Origin of the sequence: Nonomuraea basaltis (genome assembly GCF_005893125.1) — a bacterium.
Taxonomy (GTDB): Bacteria; Actinomycetota; Actinomycetes; order Streptosporangiales; family Streptosporangiaceae; genus Nonomuraea; species Nonomuraea basaltis.
This window is the reverse complement of record NZ_VCJS01000227.1, coordinates 1-20,005: the sequence shown is the minus strand read 5'-3', so window position 1 is coordinate 20,005 and position 20,005 is coordinate 1. Positions and strand designations below refer to the sequence as shown.

The 20,005-nt window shown below is 68.9% G+C and carries 19 protein-coding genes and 1 pseudogene; 11 read left to right on the top strand and 9 right to left on the bottom strand.

Annotated elements, in window-relative coordinates; genetic code table 11:
- Positions 1-261: pseudogene (locus EJK15_RS55955) on the bottom strand (zinc ribbon domain-containing protein); the annotation flags it as partial.
- A 250-nt stretch (positions 262-511) separates the two neighbouring features.
- On the bottom strand, positions 512-856 hold the full coding sequence (locus EJK15_RS55950; RefSeq protein ID WP_138718603.1) for a winged helix-turn-helix transcriptional regulator: 345 nt from the start codon (positions 854-856) through the stop codon (positions 512-514).
- Positions 857-970: 114 nt separating this feature from the next.
- Between EJK15_RS55950 and EJK15_RS55945 the strand changes: the two genes are divergently transcribed.
- A complete protein-coding gene (locus EJK15_RS55945) occupies positions 971-1,846 on the top strand; it encodes an NAD(P)-dependent oxidoreductase (RefSeq protein WP_240777830.1) in 876 nt (291 codons plus the stop codon).
- A 69-nt stretch (positions 1,847-1,915) separates the two neighbouring features.
- Here the strand turns inward: EJK15_RS55945 and EJK15_RS55940 are convergent, their stop codons facing one another.
- From EJK15_RS55940 to EJK15_RS55915, 6 genes are read right to left on the bottom strand one after another with little or no spacing between them, the layout of a single operon-like run.
- Positions 1,916-2,680 (bottom strand): fumarylacetoacetate hydrolase family protein, encoded by a 765-nt coding sequence (locus EJK15_RS55940; RefSeq protein WP_138718601.1) that lies wholly within the window; start codon positions 2,678-2,680, stop codon positions 1,916-1,918.
- Positions 2,681-2,688: 8 nt separating this feature from the next.
- Positions 2,689-3,672: an ABC transporter substrate-binding protein gene (locus EJK15_RS55935; protein ID WP_171075127.1), complete on the bottom strand. Its 984-nt coding sequence runs from the start codon at positions 3,670-3,672 to the stop codon at positions 2,689-2,691.
- A 43-nt stretch (positions 3,673-3,715) separates the two neighbouring features.
- Positions 3,716-4,546, bottom strand: a complete 831-nt coding sequence (locus EJK15_RS55930; RefSeq protein ID WP_138718599.1) for an ABC transporter permease — start codon at positions 4,544-4,546, stop codon at positions 3,716-3,718.
- Positions 4,547-4,574: 28 nt separating this feature from the next.
- Entirely contained in the window at positions 4,575-5,414 is an 840-nt protein-coding gene (locus EJK15_RS55925) for an ABC transporter permease (protein WP_138718598.1), read from the bottom strand.
- Positions 5,411-6,208, bottom strand: coding sequence for an ABC transporter ATP-binding protein (locus EJK15_RS55920; protein ID WP_138718597.1), 798 nt, complete (start codon positions 6,206-6,208; stop codon positions 5,411-5,413). The genes EJK15_RS55925 and EJK15_RS55920 overlap by 4 nt, the downstream gene beginning before the upstream one ends.
- A gap of 52 nt (positions 6,209-6,260) precedes the next feature.
- On the bottom strand, positions 6,261-6,890 hold the full coding sequence (locus EJK15_RS55915) for a TetR/AcrR family transcriptional regulator (protein ID WP_138718596.1): 630 nt from the start codon (positions 6,888-6,890) through the stop codon (positions 6,261-6,263).
- A gap of 65 nt (positions 6,891-6,955) precedes the next feature.
- On the opposite strand from EJK15_RS55915, the gene EJK15_RS55910 reads away from it, so the two are divergent.
- The 10 genes from EJK15_RS55910 to EJK15_RS55865 all read left to right on the top strand — a co-directional run bounded on the left by EJK15_RS55910 (position 6,956) and on the right by EJK15_RS55865 (position 18,987).
- On the top strand, positions 6,956-7,942 hold the full coding sequence (locus EJK15_RS55910; RefSeq protein WP_240777829.1) for an aldo/keto reductase: 987 nt from the start codon (positions 6,956-6,958) through the stop codon (positions 7,940-7,942).
- Between the two features lie 135 nt (positions 7,943-8,077).
- A complete protein-coding gene (locus EJK15_RS55905) occupies positions 8,078-8,566 on the top strand; it encodes a YflT domain-containing protein (RefSeq protein WP_138718595.1) in 489 nt (162 codons plus the stop codon).
- 118 nt (positions 8,567-8,684) lie between these two features.
- A complete protein-coding gene (locus tag EJK15_RS55900) occupies positions 8,685-9,086 on the top strand; it encodes a hypothetical protein (protein WP_138718594.1) in 402 nt (133 codons plus the stop codon).
- Positions 9,087-9,594: 508 nt separating this feature from the next.
- On the top strand, positions 9,595-9,966 hold the full coding sequence (locus EJK15_RS55895; protein WP_138718593.1) for a hypothetical protein: 372 nt from the start codon (positions 9,595-9,597) through the stop codon (positions 9,964-9,966).
- A 211-nt stretch (positions 9,967-10,177) separates the two neighbouring features.
- On the top strand, positions 10,178-10,384 hold the full coding sequence (locus EJK15_RS55890; protein ID WP_055509312.1) for a cold-shock protein: 207 nt from the start codon (positions 10,178-10,180) through the stop codon (positions 10,382-10,384).
- Between the two features lie 231 nt (positions 10,385-10,615).
- Positions 10,616-12,898 (top strand): ATP-binding protein, encoded by a 2,283-nt coding sequence (locus EJK15_RS55885; RefSeq protein ID WP_138718592.1) that lies wholly within the window; start codon positions 10,616-10,618, stop codon positions 12,896-12,898.
- Positions 12,899-12,977: 79 nt separating this feature from the next.
- Positions 12,978-15,176, top strand: a complete 2,199-nt coding sequence (locus EJK15_RS55880) for a LuxR C-terminal-related transcriptional regulator (RefSeq protein ID WP_171075126.1) — start codon at positions 12,978-12,980, stop codon at positions 15,174-15,176.
- A gap of 114 nt (positions 15,177-15,290) precedes the next feature.
- Positions 15,291-16,841 (top strand): sugar ABC transporter ATP-binding protein, encoded by a 1,551-nt coding sequence (locus EJK15_RS55875; protein ID WP_206061754.1) that lies wholly within the window; start codon positions 15,291-15,293, stop codon positions 16,839-16,841.
- A complete protein-coding gene (locus tag EJK15_RS55870) occupies positions 16,835-17,836 on the top strand; it encodes an ABC transporter permease (protein WP_138718590.1) in 1,002 nt (333 codons plus the stop codon). Before EJK15_RS55875 ends, EJK15_RS55870 begins: the two co-directional genes overlap by 7 nt.
- Complete coding sequence (locus tag EJK15_RS55865; RefSeq protein WP_138718589.1) at positions 17,833-18,987, top strand: substrate-binding domain-containing protein; 1,155 nt, start codon at positions 17,833-17,835, stop codon at positions 18,985-18,987. The genes EJK15_RS55870 and EJK15_RS55865 overlap by 4 nt, the downstream gene beginning before the upstream one ends.
- Positions 18,988-19,005: 18 nt before the next feature.
- On the opposite strand, the gene EJK15_RS55860 is transcribed toward EJK15_RS55865, so the two are convergent.
- Positions 19,006-20,005, bottom strand: a 1,000-nt coding sequence (locus EJK15_RS55860; RefSeq protein WP_240777828.1) for a serine hydrolase domain-containing protein, incomplete at its 5' end; no start/stop codon positions are given.

Below are 20,005 nucleotides of genomic sequence, written 5' to 3'. Positions count from 1 at the left end.
CCCCCAGCCCAGCCTGCGGATCGCCATCCACCCCTTGACCGGCAACACCCGCCCGTCCACCCCGACCCCGGCGGCCAGAAGATCCAGATCCCGCGCATTCCACCGCTCCGCAACGATCCCGGCGGTCATCGCCTGGGCCAGCGCGGCCAGCCAGGCCACCCGCTCAACCAGCACCGGCCCGGCCACCACCTCCCCGGTCGCCTCCAACACAGCCCGATACCCGGTACAGGTCGCGATCGCCACCATCACCGCCATGCGCACCCGCCCCTCCCCCCGGCACCGAACCCCGCACATCAACGTGCGCACGCGACGCTACACACCGCCACCGACAATTCCCGGGCGCCACTCACCCGACGGCTCAGCAATTCCGGCACGAAACAGCCCGACCAGATGATCCGAAAAACATCTCCGCTCAGGTTCGCTTAGCCAATCAGGACAACGATTCGTACCCTGGTCGAGGTCCTGAAGCGATAGCCGTCCGACATGAGGGGCCGGATCCGGCCCCCTCATGTCATCGGGCCTGGTCCCAGGGGATGGCCTCGATGCGATCCATGTGCTCTTCGCCCCACTCGCCGAGCGGCCCCATCGCGGTGTTGAGCGAGTGACCGAACTCGGTGAGCGAGTACTCCACCTTCGGCGGGACCTGGTGATAGACCTCGCGATGCAGCAGCCCGGCCGTCTCCATCTCGCGGAGCTGCAGGATCAGCACCCGCTCGCTGATCCCGGGCACCGCCCGCCGCAGCTCCCCGAAGCGCACCGGCCCGTCCTGGAGCGCGAACAGGATCAGCCCCTTCCACTTGCCCCCCATGACGGTGATGGCGGCGTCGAGCCCACAGGTGAAGGTCCGCTTCTTCATCGGCACTCTCACTTACATATTTGTCAGTACCCGGCAAAATAGTAGGTACTTGTGAGTATGACAGTGAACCCCCAGCATGGAGCGGACTCACCCCTCTGTGACTGGAGTACGAACATGACACCTGTGACCGTCATCGGACTGGGCCCGATGGGCACGGCGTTGGCCGAGGCGTTCGTCAAGGCCGGACACCCGACCACCGTGTGGAACCGAACCGCCGCAAAGGCCGCGCCTCTTGTCGCCATGGGAGCGGTCCACGCGAAACGGATCGAGGACGCGGTTGCGGCGAGCCCGCTGGTCATCGCCTGCCTGACCAGGTACGACGACACGCGCCAAGCCCTGGAACCGGCCGCCGCGGCGCTGAAGGGGCGGGCTCTGATCACCTTGAACAGCGGCTCCCCGGCCGGCGCCCGCGAGATGGCCGACTGGGCGGCCGGCCACGGCGCCCGGTTCCTCGACGGCGCGATCAAGAACGTGCCCTCGGCCGTCGGAGCCCCGGACACGCTGCTGTACTACAGCGGCGACAAAACGGTCTTCGACGACCACCTGGCGACGCTGAAGATCCTCGGCGGCGACACCGTCCACCTCGGCGCGGAGCCGGATCTCGCCGCGCTCTACGAGATGGCGGTGGGCGGCACCCTGCTGCCGGCGCTCGTCGGCTTCTTCCAGGGCGCCGCCGCCGTCCAGGCCCGCGGGCTGGAGGCGGACACGCTGGTACGGTTCACCGTCAAGTGGCTGGAGATGATCTCCTCCATCCTGCCGGCCTTCGCCCGGGAGATCGACAGCGGCGACTACACCAAGCCCATGTCCAGCGTGAACGTCTTCCTGGCGGGAGTCGCCTACGACGAGGAACTCGGCAAGGAGGCGAACCTCGACGTGACCTGGCAGGCTCCCCTGCACGACCTGCTGAAGCGGGCCGTCGAGGCCGGCCATGGCGACCACAGCATCGCGGCCCTGACCGAGGTGCTCAAGAGGCCGGAACGGGCGGCATGACATACCGGAGGGCGCTCGATCGGGCGCCCCACCCGAGGTCAGCGTCGCAGGTCGCGGCAGCCTGACCGATCACGGAGCCTCGGTGACCACCGGGTTGGTCAGCTCGCCCAGCCCTTCCACGGCCACGGTGATCGTGTCGCCGGGCTTGACCGGGCGCACGCCGGGCGGCGTCCCCGTCATGATGACGTCGCCCGGCTCCAGCGTGGAGAACGCCGACACGTACGCGATGAGCGCCGGGATGTCGAAGAGGAAGTCCCGTGTGCGCCCGTCCTGGCGCAGTTCGCCGCTCACCGCGCAGGTGACCCGGACGTCCGTGGGGTCGAAGTCGGTGTCCACCCACGGGCCGAGCGGGCAGAAGGTGTCGAAGCCCTTGCCGCGCGTCCACTGCGGGTCGCTCTTCTGCAGGTCGCGGGCGGTGACGTCGTTGCCGATGGTGTAGCCGTACACGATCGACATGGCGTCCTCGGCGGGGACGCGCCGCCCGCGGCGGCCGATCACGACGACCAGCTCGGCCTCGGGGTCGAGCCGGCCCGACAGCGACGGGTAGACGATCTCGTCGCCGGGGCCGGCGATCGAGGACGAGGGCTTGAGGAAGATCAGCGGCTCCTTCGGGACCGGGTTGCCGAACTCGGCCGCGTGGTCGGCGTAGTTCCGGCCGACGCACACGATCTTGCTGGGCGTCACGGGCGCCCGCAGCCGTACCTCGCCCTCCACGGCTGCGCCCGGGCGCAGCCCCTCCGTGAAGGGGTCGCCGTCGGCCGCGCGAGCCGTGCCGTCCGGGTCGAGTACGCCCCATCGCACCGTGCCGCCGTCGTCGTACCTGATGATGCGCATGTCGCTCCTCAGCAGCCGTTGTACTTGTTCGTCCAGAGGCGGCCCTCCGCCGCGTCCGCCTTGTCCTCGAGGATCTTCAGCCTGAGCATGACGTCGAGCGTGCGCTGGACGACCGCGGCGTCGAAGCAGCCCTTGTCGGACAGCGCCGACGACATCGCCTTGACCGTGCGCAGCACCGTCGCCTTGTCGCTGCTGCCGAGATCGTCCATGATCTGCGTGGCCACCGCGTCCGGTTGCTGCTTCACCTTCGTGGTGGCCTGCGCGAGCGCGCGGCTGAAGGCCGTCGCGGTCCCGGCATTGTCCTCGGCCCACTGCCGCGACGTCGCCCAGGCGGTGTAGTCGAACTTGTCGAGCTCCGGCACCTCGCCCTTGGGCCCGTCGATGAGCACCACGCCGAAGCCCTTCTCCGCGGCCACGTACGGGGTCGGCGGCGACAGATGGTACGCGTCGATCTGGCCCTTCTCCAGAGCGGCGAGCAGCGCGGACCCGCCGCCGAGCGGCACGATCTCCACGTCGCGCTCCGGGTCGAGGCCGACCGAGGCCAGGTAGTAGCGCATGTACGTGTCGGTGGGGGAGCCCGGCGAGGTGATGCCGATCTTGAGCCCCTTGAGCGCGCTCAGACGGTCCTTCAGCGGGCTGGCCGCGGTCACGTTCTTGCGCTCGGCGACCTCCTTGCGCATGACGAGCGTGAGCGTCACCCGGTTCAGGATGTCGTGGGCCATGATGACCGAGTCGTCGCCCGCCTGGCTCAGCTCGGCGAGGTCCTCGAACCCGACGTCGGCGTACTGTGCCTGGCCCGAAGCGAGCGCGGCCACGCTGTCGTTGCCGCTCTCCACCTCCACGATCTCGACCGTCAGCCCTTCCTCGGCGAACATGCCGTCGTCCTGGGCGACGTACAGGGCGGACAGGAACACGTTGGGCGCCGACGCGATCGTGATCTTCTTCTGCTGCTCACCGCCCGCGTCCCCGCCGCAGGCGCTCGCCGCGATCAAGATCGCTACTAACGCGGCCCTCCTCATACCGGCCTCCTCAGGATCACAGGGCGTCGCCGCCGCGCAGCCGTACGTCCCGCTGCCAGCGCAGCACGCGGGACAGCGGCCGCAGGGACAAGGACAGGAGCAGGACGATCGCGGCCAGCACGATCGTCCCCGCGATGACCCCCGCCGTCTGGTACCGCCCGGCCGCCGCCCTGGTCAGGTAGCCGATGCCGCGGTTGGAGGCGATGAACTCGCCGACCACCGCGCCGATCATGGCGGCCGGCAGGGTGACGCGGAAGGCCGCGAGAATGTACGGCAGCGCGCCGGGCAGCAGCACGGACCGCATCGTCGCCCACCGGCTGCCGCCCATCACCCGCGTGACGTCGAGCAGCCCCTGCGGCACCTGCCTGATGCCCTCGACGGTGTTGATGAAGACCACGAAGAACACGAAGTACGCGGCCAGCACGATCTTCGGCGCCAGCCCGATGCCGAACCACAGGATGAACACCGGCCCCAGCGCCACCGCCGGAATCGAGTACGCGATGAGGAAGTACGGCTCCACGACCCGATACGCCACCCGGCGCAGCGCCAGCGGCCACGCCAGCACGATCCCGAGCACCGCCCCCGCGAGGAACCCCAGCCCGGACGAGGTGAGCGTGAACCGCGCGTGGAACCAGAAGTCCGCCGACCCGAACCAGTCCACCAGCCGCCCGGCCACCGCCTGCGGGCTGCTGATGAAGAACGGCCGCACGAGCGTGCCGGAGACCAGATCCCAGACGACGATGGCGCCGGCGGCGATGCCGATCCGGCACGCCCACACGACCACCCGCCGGGTCCGCCCGCGCCGCGCGCCCCGCCTCCGCACGCTCTCGACGACCTGCTCGCTCATCCGCGCGGCCTCCCCGTGACCTGTTCACTCATCCGCGCGCCCTCCCCGTGCTCCACGGCAGCGCCCGCGCCTCGACGGCCCGGATCGCCGCGTTGACCACCATGACCAGGACGGCGACGACGGCGATCCCGGCGAACACGGTCGCCGTCTCGAACTGGCGCGACGACCGCACGATGAGAAAGCCGAGCCCCTGCGTCGCGGCGATGAACTCGCCCAGGATCGCCCCCACCATGGCCCGCGAGAACGTCAGCCGGATGCTCGCCACCACCGCCGGCGCCGCGCCGGGCAGCACGATCGTGCGGACCAGCGTCGCCCCGCGCGCGCCCAGCACCCGTGCCACCTCGACCAGGCCCGGGTTGATGCCGCGCACCCCGGCCATCGTGTTGGCCAGCACGATCAGGAACACCATCAGCGCGGCCAGCAGGACCTTCGGCAGCAGCCCGAGGCCGAACCACATGATGAACATCGGCGCCAGCGCGATCTTCGGGATGGAGTAGAACGCGGCCAGGAACGGTCCCGTGATCTCGTCGAGCATGGGGACGGCCACCAGGAGCAGCGCCGCCGCCAGGCCCACCGCGATGCCGATGAGGTAACCGGCGCCCGCCTCGGCCAGCGTGACCCCGATGTGTCCCCAGAGCTGCCCGTCCACGACCAGGTCGGCGAGCCGTAGCGCGACCTCGGACGGGCTGCTGACGTAGCGTCGCTCGACGAACAGCCCGAGGCCGTACTCCCAGAACAGCAGTAACGCCGCCCCGAGCAGCGCGATCCCGCCGCGTACCCGCAGCCGCTCGCGGGCCGCGGCGGCGCGGGCGCGGGCGGCCGCCTCCGCGAGCACCGCCGGCCCGCCGGGCACCGTGGAAAGGGTCATGTGGCCGCGATCTCCATGCGGATGTCGTCCCACAACGCGTCGTACAGCTTCCTGAACTGCGGCAGGTCGTGGATGTGGAACACGTCCCGCGGTCGCGGGAGTGCGACCTCGTACTCCCGCTTGATCCGTCCAGGGCGGCAGGTGAAGGTCAGGATCCGGTCGCTGAGCGCGATGGCCTCGACGAGGTCGTGGGTGACGAACAGGACCGCGGGCCGCCGCAGCTCCCACAGCTTGAGCAGCTCGTCCTGCAGGATGACGCGCGTCTGCGCGTCCAGCGGGCCGAACGGCTCGTCCATGAGCACGACGTCGCTGTCGTACGCGAGCGTGCGCACGATGCCGGCCCGCTTGCGCATGCCGCCGGACAGCTCGTGCGGGTAGTGGTTCTCGAAGCCGGCGAGCCCGACCAGCTCGATGAACTCCCTGGCCCGCCGGCGGCGCTCGGCCTTGGGCACGTGGCGCAACTCCAGGCCGTACTCGACGTTGCGCAGCATCGAGCGCCACGGCAGCAGGTTGTCCTCCTGAGTGATGTAGCCGACCTCGGTGTTCACCCCGGAGACCGGTCTTCCTTGGTGGACGACCCGGCCCGCCGACGGCTGGATCAGGCCGGCGAGCAGGTTCAGCACCGTGGACTTGCCGCAGCCCGACGGGCCCACCAGGCTGACGAACTCGCCGGGACGGGCGGCGAAGGTCACGTCCTCCAGGGCGAGCAGCGGCTGCGCGGAACGGCCCCGCGGAACGAACGCTTTGTAGACGGACTCCAAGCGGACGGCTTCGTCGAGCGGCTTCGAAACCATGCGATCAGCTCCATACCGGATACTGAAGATGGTAGACGGTGTACCGCTACGATCAAGAGCCTCCGCGCAGGCGCAGGAGATGGCCGGTGATGTGGTCGCGGGCCGCGGTGACGGCGCGGGCCGCGTGATCCTCGACGTCCTGCGGCGGGCGGGTGCCCTTCAGGAGCAGGGTGGCGTAGCCGTGCGTGGTCGACAGATGCACGTAGACGAAGTCGGCGGTCTCGGCCCACGAGGTGTCGGCGGGCAGGACGTCCGAGGCCAGATCCATGAGGACGCCCGTGAGGCGGCGGCTCTGCTCCAGGACGATCGGGCGGTGGGGCTCGGCGAAGTCATAGGAGTAGACGAGGTCGACCCCGGCGCGATGCTCCAGGACGAAGCGGGTGTAGGCGCCCGCGGTGGCGGCGAGCCGGTCCACGGGATCGGGCCCCGCCCACTCGGCCGCCTCGACGAGGCGGTCGGTGATGTCGCAGAGGATGGCGGCCGCGCAGGCGGCGAGCAGCCCGTCCCGATCGGCGAAGTGGCGGTACGGCGCGGCCGACGACACGCCCGCGCGGGCGGCGACCTTCGCCACGGAGAAGCCGGCGACGCCCGTCTCGGCCAGGAGCGCGAGGCCCTCGCGGATCAGCTCGGCCCGCAGGTCGCCGTGGTGGTAGCCGCGTTTCGGCGGTGTGGGTCTGCTCACGGCGAACGATTCTCCTTCATTCCTGATGTTAGAGTACTCTTACATCAATGTTAAAGCCCTCTTACATGGAAGTGGGAATCATGGAGCAGCGGAACCTCGGACAGCAGGGGCTGAAGGCGTCGGCGCTGGGATACGGCGCGATGGGCATCTCCCTGGCGTACGGCCCGTCGGACGAGAACGAAGGGATCGCCACGATCCGCCGCGCCCACGAGCTCGGCGTGACGTTCTTCGACACGGCCGAGCTGTACGGGCAGGGCGAGAACGAGCGCATCGTCGGAGCCGCGCTCGCGCCGGTGCGCGACGAGGTGGTCATCGCGACCAAGTTCGGGTTCGACTTCACCGGCACCCAGCTCGGCCTCGACAGCCGCCCGGAGCACATCCGCGAGGTCGTCGACAACAGCCTGCGCTACCTCGGCGTCGACGTCATCGATGTGCTCTACCAGCACCGCGTCGACCCCAACGTGCCGATCGAGGACGTCGCGGGGACGGTCAAGGAGTTCATCGACGCGGGTAAGGTCCGCTATTTCGGGCTGAGCGAAGCGGGCGAGAGCACCATCCGCCGCGCGCACGCCGTCCAGCCGGTCTCGGTGCTGCAGACCGAATACTCCCTGTTCGAGCGGGACGTGGAGATCCTCCTGCCCGTCCTGCGCGAGCTGGGGATCGGGTTCGTCGCGTACTCGCCGCTCGGCCGAGGCTTCCTCACCGATCAGGCCAAGCCCGGCGCCGCGTACGACCCCACCGACATGCGCAGCTGGGACGCCCGCTTCCAGCCCGGCAACTACGAGAAGAACCTGGAGGCCACCCGCAGCCTCGCCGACCTGGCCGCGACCAAGGGTGCCACCGTCGCCCAGCTCGCCCTGGCCTGGCTGCTCGCCCAGGGCGACGACATCGTCCCCATCCCCGGCACCCGCCGCGTCCAGCGGCTGGAGGAGAACGTCGCCGCCGCCGGCCTCGCCCTCGACGACACGGACCTGAAGCAGATCGCCGAGATCCTCCCGACCGGCGGCTTCGGCGCCCGCTACCCCGAAGGCATGCTCCCCACCTGGGACTGACCGCTTGACCAGGCGCGTTCCGTCGATGTTGACGTAAAGCTTCAATTGGAGTTATATGTTTTATAGAGCTTGACTTAGAGATGGTGATGACGCCGATGGACGCCAACGGCATCCGGAGGAGGACGGAGGACCATCATGTTCAAGTCGGCCCCGACGGTCATCCTGCCGAATGTCGAGAACCGGCCGGTCGTCGGCTCCTATTCCACCTCCGAGCAGGCGCGGAAGGCCGTCGGGTTCCTCGCCGACAATGGCTTCCCGGTGGAGCGGTCCGGCATCGTGGGCCATGACCTGCGCCTGGTCGAAACCGTGCTCGGCCGCGCCACCGCGCTGCGCTCCGCAGGGGCCGGGGCGGCCACCGGCGTCTGGTTCGGCCTGCTGGCCGGGCTGTTCATGTCGTTCTTCACCGGAGATGCGGGATCGGCGACGGCATACCTGTTCGGCGGCCTGGCGTACGGCGCGCTCTTCGGCGCCGCCTTCGGCCTGGTCACCCACGTGACCGCGCGCGCCGGCCAGGGCTTCATCTCCCGCCGGGACCTCGTGGCCGACCGCTACGACGTCGTGGTGGACGCGGCGGTCGCCGACGAAGGCCGGAACCTGCTGGTCAAACACGGCTGGCGCACGTAGCGCGGCGGCGGTTCCGTCTCACCGGCGTCCGGGGGCACCAAGCGGCTTCCAAGCGGCTCACAAGTATCGGGGCCTATCTATAGGAGTGTCCGATTCACGTTTCACGCCGGAGTCCCTCATGCGTTTGCTCGCCCTCCTCGCCGTCGTCGCCCTCCCCCTGACCGTGGCCGCCCCCGCCGCGGCCGATCCGGCCATCTGGAAGTGGCGCACCGTCCACTCCACCGACGGCATGGCCAGCGCCTGGGGCAAGGTCGCCATCAGCCAGTTCGGGTACGTCGTCTACGGCAACCTCGAGGACACCCGCGGCAAGGGCTGCGCCTGGGCCGTGCTCCGCGCCCAGAGCGCGAGCAACGGACGCTGGAAGACCTACGGCTTCTACAACTGCACGCCCGGCACCGGCACCTTCCGCAAGAGCTACGGCAGCGTGCTGCAGATCAAGGTCCAGGTCTGCCGCGGCAACTCCAAGCGCCCCATCGATGAGTGCTCGAAGTGGAAGTCCATCTTCACCACGGGCGGGTAGCCGGCCTCCTTCCACGTGCCTGCCGACCAGACGCACCGGCTGCAGACCAGCTACGCGCCCACCGCTTACCAGGCGATCGCTTGATCCGCCGGCTAACCGCCACCGCCGCCGAAGGCGAGGTCGCTGTCGCTGAAGATCGGGTGGGGCGGTTTGACGTCCTGCTCGGGGAAGACCTCCGGAACGCGGTCGGGTAGTAGCGCTAACACGACAGTCGTTTGCTGCGGTATGTCACATATTCAGAGCGGCTCTGAGTGTTCGGCGTGGCAACAAGCGCTGTCAAGTCCCGTCGCAGCGTCCGTGAAGAAGCCGCCCGGTGAGCTGTGCGCGGCCGCCGCCGCGGCTGAAAGTTACATGGGAGCGGGAGAGGCGGCGCGCCCATGTGCGGGGCCGTCGCCGGGGGCTAAGGTCGATATCGGAGTGAAGGGATCCGATCATCGTCAGCAACTACTCCCACCAGCCCGAGGAATCCTCAAGGTCGGCGCGCCGGCGCGTGACCGAGGCGGCGATCTTGAGCAAGCACGACCAGAGCCGGGCCGACATCGCCCAATGGACCTGCCCGCACGGGCAGCATGCCGGGCGCGGCTGCGTCACCTGCTATCGCGCCTCCGCCGACGCCGATCCGGCGTTGCCGCTCTGGGAGGTGGCGGTGTGGTTCACCTCGGCGCGGCCGATTCCGATCAGGGCCCTGCACGACGTGCACCGCCATGACCGCCACTTCGCGATCGACCAGCCGTCGACCCCTCTGGTGTACCTGCTGAGCGGGCAGGCGCGGGCCGCTCAGGGCGTGGAGGCGGTGGCGGGCGTGGTCGGATACCTGGTGCAGAACGAGCACATCGTGGACGAGTTCGTCGTTACGGAGGTTCGGGCCGTGCACTCCTGACGGGGTGCCGGTACGGGCTGTTGCACCGTGGCCGATGTGTGTGCTAATGTGAAGACGTTGCAGTTGTGGTACCCATAAGGACTTGTGCGCACCTGACGGAAACACTTCAGGTGCGTTTTTGTTTGCCGGTCATCTCCGGATGGGCTCAGCCAACGCCACGGGATCCGCACAGGGCGGATTTCGTCCCTGCACCTATCAAAGGGAGATCGATATGGCGACCGGAACCGTGAAGTGGTTCAACTCGGAAAAGGGCTTCGGCTTCATCGCGCAGGACGGCGGCGGCGCCGACGTCTTCGCGCACTACTCCAACATCGTTTCCAACGGTGGCTACCGTGAGCTGACTGAGGGCCAGAAGGTGGCCTTCGACGTCGTGCAGGGCCAGAAGGGCCCGCAGGCCGAGAACATCGTTCCCGCCTAATCACGGCACACGCCTCGCAAGTAGGGGGCCCGCACCTGTATGGGTGCGGGCCCCTTCTGCGTTCTCACACGCGCTGCTGACTACACACTCACGTGCTCGCGGTGGTCATGCTCGACGTCCGCGTGACTGCTCGCCGGAAGGATCGGCTGGCCGCCGACCGTGCGGTGGCGGCGCGTTGACCTGCTTGGATTAGTCTGAAAAGAAGGTAAATGGACTGGCTTTGGAGGGGCGATGGGGTGTCTCCCCGTCGCGGAGAGCAGCTTCGTCGGCAGGCGACGCGAGATCGCCGAGGCCTCCAGAGCCTTGTCCCGCTCACGGCTGGTCACGCTGACGGGCGTTGGCGGAGTCGGTAAGACGCGGCTGGCCATCGAGGTGGCAGCCAGGGCAGAACGCGCCTTTCCCGATGGCGTGTGGCTGGTGGATCTGGCGGGGTTGCTGGACGGCACGCTGGTGGCCCAGACGGTGGCCGATGCGCTGGGAATTCAGGACCGCTCGGCCAGGCGGCCGGAGGATCAGCTGGCCGACTACCTCGTCGGCCGGCGGCTGCTGATCGTCTTGGACAACTGCGAGCATCTGATCGACGCGTGCGCGCTGTTCGTCGATGCGATGCTGCAAAGGGTTCCTGGCGTGCGGATCCTGGCCACCAGCCGGCAGACGTTGGACATCGCGGGGGAGCACGTCTTCAGGGTGCCGCCGCTGTCGGTGCCCGACCTCGGCCGGCTGCCGTCCACGGCCGCGCTGATGCGCCGGGAAGCGGTGCGTCTGCTGGTGGAGCGAGCGATGGCCCGCAAGCCGGGTTTCTCGGTGACCAGGGCCAACCGTCATGCCGTGGCGACACTGTGCGCACGGTTGGAAGGGATCCCGCTCGCCATCGAGCTCGCTGCCGCTCGGTTGACGTACTTGTCGATCGAGCAGGTGGTCGACCGGCTGGAAGATCGCATGGGGCTGCTGACCGGCGGGAAACCACCGGCACCGCCCAGGCAGCAGACCTTGCGCAGCACGATCGACTGGAGTCATGCGCTGTGCACTCCACAGCAGAAGCAGCTGTGGGCCCGGCTGTCGGTGTTCGCCGGCGGTTTCGACCTGGACGCAGCCGAGAACGTCTGCGCGGACGGCGATCTGGGCAAGGAGGAGATCCTCGATCTCGTCGATGGACTGATGACGCAGTCGATCATCATGCGGGTGGAGACCAAGGGTGCCGTCCGCTACCGGATGCTGGAGACGATTCGCGAGTACGGCCGGGAGCGGCTGACCGAGCTGGGCGAGCTGGAACACGTGTCGAAGCGGCATCGTGACTACTATCTCGGCCTGGCCGAGCGGACGACCGCCCAGTGGTGCGGGCCGGGGCAACGGGCGGCCTTGGCTCGCTTGCGCGCCGATCACGACAATCTGCGGGCCGCGTTGGAGTGCTGCATGTGCGATCCCGCCGACGGACGCTCGGCCCTGGCCTTCGCCGCGGCGTTGCGGTTTCACTGGTGCGTCGGCGGATACCTCACCGAAGGGCGTTGGTGGCTGGACCGGGCGCTGGCGTCGTCCGTCGAATCGAGCCCGGCGAGAACCACAGCGCTGTGGGTGGCGGCGTGGGCGGCGTTGATGCAAGGAGATCACACCGCGATGGGCCGGTGTCTCGACGAGTGCGAGAGGCTGGCCGAGCAGTGGGGTGATGAGGTCGCCAAGGCGTGGGCGCTCACGTTGCGCGGCAACAGGGCGGTGTTCCAGGGGCGCGTACGAGAGGCGCTCGGCTACATCGAGGAAGCGATCCCCGCTCATCAGCGGGCAGGCGAGTCCGATGGTGTTCTTTGGTCGATGGTCGTGCAGGCCCGGGCCTACTCCAACGCGGGCGACACCGTTCAAGGCAAGGCGATCGCCGAGCGGACCTTGGCCATCAGTGAGGAGCTCGGTGAGCGTTGCTGGCGCTCCTACGTTTACTGGTCGTTCGGACGCGACATCTGGGTCGAGGGGGACGCTGGGCGGGCAGAAGACCTGGCCCGTCAGGGATTGTCGATGCAGTGGGAGTTCAACGACGCCATCGGCGCGTCGATGACGATCGAGCTGCTGGCGTGGATCGCGGAATCGAGGAGCGAGTTCACCCGTGCCGCGCGCCTGCTCGGCGCTGTTGACGTGATCTGGCGCGCGATCGGAGCAAGCGCCGCGCTCCGCTCTCCTCGGACTTTGGAATTCCATGACCATTGCGTGCGGGGAATCCTCCACGTCCTGGGACGGGCTGGGTTCCGCGCGATGCTGGACGAGGCCAAGCGGAACTGCCGTACCATCGAGCAAGCGATCGCTTACGCGCTGAAAGACTGCTTATCCCTGCCTGCCGGCAGGCTTCTGGGCTCTTTACGGCCTTGGTCGTCGGGTGACCTGACCATGGATGTCACCGGGATGTGGTGTGGCCCTGGCCGTCACACCAGGCGGGTAGCCTGGGTGCAGGGTTACTCTTACGAACTTCGTGAGGGTGGATGGACCAGGTTGTGGTGCTATGGGGGCCATCGCGCAACCGCGCGCGGGTAATCTGCCACTTGAGCTCACCAGCTTCGTTGGTCGCAGGCATGAACTAGCCGAGGGCAAGCGCTTGCTCTCGGGTGGCCGGATGCTGACCCTCACTGGTGTAGGCGGCGTGGGCAAGACGCGTCTGGCGCGGCGGATCGCCGCGGAGATGGCACGCGAGTTCCCGGACGGGGTCTGGCTGATCGACCTGGCGCCGCTGGTGGTCGGAGACCTGCTGACCGATACGGTCGCCGGCACGATCGGATGCCCTCGGCCGGACCTGGCCACTCTCGCCGAATACCTGCGCGACAAGAGATTGCTGCTGGTGCTGGACAACTGCGAGCACCTGATCGCCCAGTGTGCGGCCCTGGCAGGCGATCTGCTGACCATGGCCCCTGAGCTGCGCATCCTGGCCACCAGCCGGCAGCCGCTGCACCTCGCGGATGAGCTGATCCTCGAAGTTCCGCCGTTGACGGTGCCGGGGGCGGCTGAGATGGACGGCGCCCTGCAGAACGAGGCAGTGAGGCTGTTCGAGGACCGTGCCACGTCCGCCGTACACGAGTTCAGGGTCGACGACGCCAACAGCATGGCGGTGGTGCGGCTGTGCCGGCGATTGGACGGCATCCCGCTGGCCATCGAGCTCGCAGCGGTGCGCGTGCTGATTCTGTCCGTGGAACAGATCCTCGAGCGCCTCGACGACCGATTCCGGCTGCTGACGAAAGGGCCCTCCACCGCACCGGCGCGGCAGAAGACGCTGCGAGCGCTGCTGGATTGGAGTTATGACCTGTGCTCCGCCGAAGAGCGGGTGCTGTGGGAACGATTGTCGGTCTTCTCCGGCGGCTGCGGCGTGGAAGCCATCGAGCAGGTGTGCTCAGGGGACGAGGTGGCCCCGGAAGACGTGCTGGACCTGCTGACTCAGCTGATGGACAAGTCGATCCTGCAGCGCCGTGCGCAGGGCTCCGCCGTACGTTTCGAGATGCTGGACACGCTACGCGACTACGGATGGGATCGGCTCGTCGCCTCCGGCCAGGACAAGGCCCTGCGGCTGCGGCATCGCGACTGGTGCCGCAGCCTGGCTGCGCAGTCCGAGGCGGAATGGTTCAGTGAGCACCAGATGGAATGGCTCGGGCGCCTCGCCCAGGAGCAGGGGAACGTACGGGCCGCCCTGGAGTTCTGCCTGAGCGAGCCAGGCGAGGCATGGGCCGCGCTCGAGATCGCCGCCGCCATGTGGAGCCATCGGCTTTCGTGGAGTTCCCCGAGCGAGGGGCACCATTGGCTGGAGCGGGCACTCGCGCAGGACTCCGCCCCCAGCGCCACCCGGGCCAAGGCCTTGTGGGTCAACGCGTGGCTCGTGCTGCTACGAGGTGAGGCACGAGCCGCGAAGCCGTTGCTGGAAGAGTGCCGGGAGCTGGCGCAGCGGCACGGAGACGAGGCGCAACTCGCCGGAGCGATGCACATCACGGGGTTCTCCGCGTTGCTGGCCGGAGATTTCGCCCGAGCCTTCGAGCTGCTGGAAGAGGCCAGAGCCCGGCGCCGCGCCCTTGGTCATCGGGGTCACGCGTGGGTGGCTCTCTTCCAGCTGGCCATGACCGCCGTTCTCATGGACGATCCGCGTGCCTCGGCGCTCTGCGAGGAAGTACTGGAAACAGCCAGGAGCGCGAACGCTGAGTGGTCGGTCTCCTATGCGCTCTGGGTCACGGCCCTCGACCGATGGCGGCAGGGCGAGCTCCGGAGCGCCGGGACCATGATGCGGGACGCCGTGCGGCTGAAGCTGCGCTGCAACGACCACCTGGGCCTCGCCCAGTGCGTCGAGGGACTGGCCTGGATTGTGGCCGACGACAAGCAACACGAACAGGCCGCCCAAATGCTGGGTGCCGCCCACGTGGTCTGGCGGTCGATCGGAACGTCCCTCTCCGGGCTCCGGCATCTGGCGGGCGCTCATGACCGCTGCGAGTCCGACCTCCGGCGGCACCTCGGTGAAGCGACGTTCAAGGCGGCCTTCGACCGCGGCACGGAGTTCACCCTCGACCAGGCCGCCGCCTATGCGCTGGATGAGAAGCTCGCAGGACGCGCGGAAAGCCTCCAACCCGAATCCGACGCGACATCCACCCTCACCCGCAGGGAACGGGAGATCGCCGAACTCGTCGCGAAGGGCCTGAGCAACAAGCAGATCGCGGATACCCTGGTCATCTCGCAACGCACCGCGGACTGCCATGTCGGCAACATCCTCCGCAAGCTGAACTTCACGTCCAGGTCAGAGATAGTCAAATCCTGGGCGTCGCGCGAGCTCGGCCACGAGTGACTTCGAAGGAATGTCGCGACAAGCCTTTGACCATTGGTTCTGTACGATGAAACGGATATCTGGCGAGCTCGAGTGAGCCTGTCGCCGGGGTGGTGAAGTCCCGCGGAGACAGCTGTGCACGACGACATGTGGAGTCACCGCCCGGCCAGGCCGGCACCAGCGACCGGTCCCGATCCGCTTGTCCGGATCCGGGGCCTCCGCAAGCACTTCGGCGGCGTCCACGCGCTACGAGGAGTGGACCTCGACCTCTACCCCGGCGACATTCTCGCCCTGCTCGGCGCGAACGGCGCCGGTAAATCGACGCTGATCAAGATCTTGGCCGGGATCCATCACGCCGACGGGGGAGAGGTCGTCGTGGCCGGCCATCCTCTGGGAAGCCAGGCCGCCTCCGCCAGCATGGCGTTCATCCATCAGGATCTCGGCCTCGTGGAGTGGATGACCGTCGCGGAGAACATCGCCCTCGGCACGGGATACGCCCGCCGTGGCGGCCTCATCTCCTGGCGCGCGGTGCGTCACCGCTGCACAGACGCTCTCCAGAACGTCGCCCCTCACCTCGACCCCGATGAGCGGATCGCTGAGCTGACGCGTGCGGAGCGCTCACTCGTCGCCATCGCCCGCGCGCTGGCCACAGACGCGAAGATCGTCGTTTTCGACGAGCCGACCGCCTCCTTGCCCCTCGCCGACTGTGCCGGCTTCTTCGACGTACTGCGTGCGCTGCGCGACCGGGGTCACGGGACTCTGTACGTCACCCACCGGCTCGACGAGGTCTACCGGATCGCCGGCCAGGTCGCCGTCCTTCGCGACGGACGCCTCGTCAGCCAGGGACCGCTCCCCGGCCGCCATCCGGCCGGTCTCGTACGCGACATCGTCGGACGGGAGACCGGGGTGCACCCGCGTCGGCTTCGCAGACCTGGAAAGATCCTCCTGCGCCTGACCGAGGTGCGCACCAGCCAGGCGGGCCCGGTGAGCTTCACCCTTCGAGCCGGCGAGATGCTCGGTCTCGTCGGACTCGCGGGCGCCGGGCACGTGGACATCGGACGCGCGCTGGCCGGCGCCCGCCCCATCGTGTCCGGCCGCGTTTCTCTTGCCGACCGGCCGTACCGGCCGGCTTCGGTCTCAGCCGCCGTCGATGCGGGAGTCGGTCTCGTGGCCGGCAACCGGCAGGAGGAAGGCGCCGCGGAGGACCTGAGCGTCCGGGAGAACTTCCTGGCGAACCCGGGGACGCGCGGTCGATCGCCGCTGAGCCTGACGAGACCGCGTCGCGAGCGCGCCGAAACGGCGGCGGTCATCACGCGCCTGCAGGTTAGCCCCGCTGATACGGAAGCGCTTTTCGCCGCGCTGTCCGGCGGAAACCAGCAGAAGGTGTTGATCGGGCGCTGGCTCGGCGTCCGCCGCCGTCTCCTGATCCTCGAGGAGCCGACGGCCAGCGTCGACGTCGGCGCCAAAGCCGAGATCTATCGGCTGCTCGGCGAGGCCCTGGCGACCGGGCTGGCCGCGCTCCTCGTCTCCGCTGACTTCGAGGAAGTCGTGAACATGTGCGACCGCGTGCTCGTGTTCACGCGCGGAGCGGTGACCGCCGAGCTGAGCGGTGACGCCCTCACCGTCGCCGCCCTCACCCACGCGGCCACGGCCACGCCCGTCATCTCCAGGACGGGCCGTTGCTGACCGACGGGCGCACGCGGCGGCGGTTCTCCGCCGGTCGGCTCATCGGCGGCTGGGGGTTGCCGGCGCTGGCCGTGGTTCTGTTCGCCGTGTTCGCGCTCGCCCTGCCGGACACGTTCCCCACAATGGACAACCTGACGGGGATCATTTACGCCTATTCGATCAGCGCGATCCTCGCGCAGGGCGCGATGATCCCCATCGTCACAGGGAACTTCGACCTGTCCATCGGTTACGGCCTCGGCCTGGCGCACGTCATGACGCTGCAACTCATCGTCGACGCCGGATGGCCCTGGCCCCAGGCCTGCCTGGTCATGCTCGCCGGCGGGGCCGTGGTCGGCATGATCAACGGTTTCCTCGTGGAGTTCGCGCGCATCGATTCCTTCATCGCGACCCTCGGCACCGGCAGCATCATGTACGCCGTCACGGGCTGGGTGACCGACGGCGCGCGGATCTTCCCCGGCCCGCGAGGTCTGCCCGCGGCCTTCACCGACCTGTACTACGCGAAGTTCCTCGGCCTGCCGGTACCGGCGTTCTATGTCCTCGTCCTGGCCGCTGTGCTCTGGATCGTGCTCGAGCGTCTCGCGCTGGGCCGCTGTCTCTACGTCATCGGCTCGAACCCGCGGGCGGCGGAGCTCGTCGGAATCCCCATCCGCCGGTACGTCATCCTCGCTTTCGCGGGCTCCGGCCTGGTGACCGCCTTCGCGGGGATCCTGCTCGCCGCCCAGCAGCAGATAGGCAACCCGAGCATCGGGCTGGAATACCTGCTGCCGGCCTTCGTCGCCGCCCTGCTCGGCTCCACCACGATCAAGCCCGGGCGGGCCAACCCCTGGGGCACCCTCGTCGCCATCGCCGTCCTCGCCATCGGGTTGTCCGGCATCAGTCAGGAGGGGGCGGATTTCTGGGTGACACCGCTGTTCAACGGGGCCACCCTGCTCATCGCGGTCGGGCTGGCCGGCTACGCCGCGCGGCGCCGGACACGCGCCGGGGGCCAGGCATGAACCTCACCCGCAGCCGCTTCTTGCGCGGCGCGACGGCGCTGGCGCTGGCCGCCGTGCTCGCCGGCGGCTGCTCGCGCGGCTCACCCGGCCCCGCGCCGGACCGCGCTCCCGGCCGGACCGGGGCGGGCCCGTGCCCAGGTGCGGTGAAGACGGCCGCGCAGGCGGTCGCGCGGGCCGAAGCCGTGAACGCTCCTTGGGATGGCCCCACGAGCGGGCCGCGAGCCGTTCCCGGGAAGAGCATCGTCTTCGTCGCCTCGACCATGACCAACCCCGGCGTGGCCGGCACGGCCAAGGGGGTGCGGGAGGCCGCGCAGTCCATAGGATGGCGCTTCCGAGCGATCGACGGCCAGGGCACTCCCGTCGGAGTACGAGCGGCTCTGGGCGGGGCGATCGCCCTTCGGCCGTCAGGGATCGTCATCGGCGGGTTCGACCCGAACACCGTGATTCAGCAGGTCAGGCAGGCCAATGACGCCGGCATCCCGCTCGTCGGCTGGCACGCGACCACGTCACCAGGTCCCAGCGCGAATCCCAAGCTCTTCACCAACGTCACGAGCCGGGTCGAGGACGTCGCGAGGATCAGCGCGTACTGGATCATCGCCAGGTCAAAGGGCGACGCCGGCGTCGTGATCTTCACCGACTCCTCGATCCCCTTCGCGGAGAACAAGTCCCAGCTGATCAGGAAGGCCCTGTTGAGCTGCTCCGGCGTCAAGCTCCTCTCCTACGAGAACATCCCGCTTCCCGACGCGGGCACCCGCACACCGCAGGCGGTCTCCTCCCTGCTGTCACGCTTCAAAGACCGATGGACGTACTCCGTCGCCATCAACGACGTCTATTTCGCCGACGCCGCTCCGGCACTGCGCGCCGCGGGCAGGAAGGGGGAGGGGCCTCCCTACTCCATCGGTGCCGGGGACGGCGATCCATCGGCGTTCCAGCGAATCCGTAACCGGCAGTTCCAGCACGCGACCGTCCCGGAGCCGTTGAACGCTCAGGGCAGCCAGATCGTCGACGAACTCAACCGCGCGTTCGCCGGCCGGCCGCCGAGCGGCTATGTGACGCCGGTGCACCTGACTACGACGGAGAACGTGAACGACACCGCATCATGGGAACCGCGCGGCTACCGCGAGGCCTACCAACGCATTTGGCGCGGGTAGAAGGGCAGTGGATCACCGTCAGCGCGTGCGGGCCACCTCGGCCGCGACCGCGCGGAACACGGCCAGCTCTTCCTCCTGGTCGTGCGCGGCGGTGGAGTGGGTCGACCTGACGATGACGACGTCGTGCTCGGGCGAGACGTAGATGTACTGCCCGCCGAATCCGGCCGCCATGAAGTCGCCGCCGCCGTCGCCGCCGAGCCACCAGTGCAGGCCGTAGCGGGGGTTGACGCCGGACGGCGTGGTCGACTGCTTGACCCAGGCGGCCGGCACCACCTGACGGTTCTTCGCCCGGCCGTCGCGCAGGTAGAGCAGGCCGAACCTGGCGTAGTCGCGGGCGGTGGCGTAGAAGCAGCAGTAGCCGAGGCTGTCGCCGTTGCCGTCGTTGCCGATGTTCGCCGTGCCGGCCATGCCTGCGGGCTGCCAGATCTTCCGCTCGATGTAGCGGTGGTACGGCGTCCCGGTGGCCTTGCTCACCAGCCGGGCCAGGACGAAGGAGTTCATGCTGGTGTACTCGAACCGGCTGCCGGGCTCCCAGCCGCGCTCCTGGCGGGCGGCCAGCTTCCTGACGGGGTAGCCCTTGTTCGCCGCCACCTGCACGCGCGGCACGTCCTCGCGCTCGTTCCACTCGATGCCGGACGACATCCGCAGCAGGTCGCGGACGGACACCCCGTCGTAGCCTGAGCCGCGCAGCTCGGGCAGGTATCTGGTGACCGGGTCGTCGACGGAGCGAATGCGGCCTTCGCGCAGGGCGATGCCGACGGCGGCCGAGGTGAAGGACTTGGCCATCGACCAGGACTGGAACCGGGTGTCGCGGCTCGCGCCCGCGTAGCGCTCGTACACGATCTTCTGCCCGTCCAGGACGACGAAGCCGTTGGTCTTGGTGCGGGCCAGGAAGTCGGCGAGGGTGCGTTCCTGGCCGTCGTGGGTGTAGGTCACGGTGAGCTTCCTGAGCGCGCTGCGCAGCTCGACCGGGTTGGCGGCGGGCCGTATCAGGTGTGCACTTATCCACCTCAGTGAC

Excerpts from the sequence above, each read along its gene's own strand:
- EJK15_RS55950 (WP_138718603.1), bottom strand. The coding sequence starts at position 856 with ATGAAGAAGCGGACCTTCACCTGTGGGCTCGACGCCGCCATCACCGTC.
- EJK15_RS55945 (WP_240777830.1), top strand. The coding sequence starts at position 971 with ATGACACCTGTGACCGTCATCGGACTGGGCCCGATGGGCACGGCGTTG.
- EJK15_RS55940 (WP_138718601.1), bottom strand. The coding sequence starts at position 2,680 with ATGCGCATCATCAGGTACGACGACGGCGGCACGGTGCGATGGGGCGTA.
- EJK15_RS55930 (WP_138718599.1), bottom strand. The coding sequence starts at position 4,546 with ATGAGCGAGCAGGTCGTCGAGAGCGTGCGGAGGCGGGGCGCGCGGCGC.
- EJK15_RS55925 (WP_138718598.1), bottom strand. The coding sequence starts at position 5,414 with ATGACCCTTTCCACGGTGCCCGGCGGGCCGGCGGTGCTCGCGGAGGCG.
- EJK15_RS55920 (WP_138718597.1), bottom strand. The coding sequence starts at position 6,208 with ATGGTTTCGAAGCCGCTCGACGAAGCCGTCCGCTTGGAGTCCGTCTAC.
- EJK15_RS55910 (WP_240777829.1), top strand. The coding sequence starts at position 6,956 with ATGGAAGTGGGAATCATGGAGCAGCGGAACCTCGGACAGCAGGGGCTG.
- EJK15_RS55905 (WP_138718595.1), top strand. The coding sequence starts at position 8,078 with ATGTTCAAGTCGGCCCCGACGGTCATCCTGCCGAATGTCGAGAACCGG.
- EJK15_RS55900 (WP_138718594.1), top strand. The coding sequence starts at position 8,685 with ATGCGTTTGCTCGCCCTCCTCGCCGTCGTCGCCCTCCCCCTGACCGTG.
- EJK15_RS55890 (WP_055509312.1), top strand. The coding sequence starts at position 10,178 with ATGGCGACCGGAACCGTGAAGTGGTTCAACTCGGAAAAGGGCTTCGGC.
- EJK15_RS55885 (WP_138718592.1), top strand. The coding sequence starts at position 10,616 with ATGGGGTGTCTCCCCGTCGCGGAGAGCAGCTTCGTCGGCAGGCGACGC.
- EJK15_RS55880 (WP_171075126.1), top strand. The coding sequence starts at position 12,978 with ATGCTGACCCTCACTGGTGTAGGCGGCGTGGGCAAGACGCGTCTGGCG.
- EJK15_RS55865 (WP_138718589.1), top strand. The coding sequence starts at position 17,833 with ATGAACCTCACCCGCAGCCGCTTCTTGCGCGGCGCGACGGCGCTGGCG.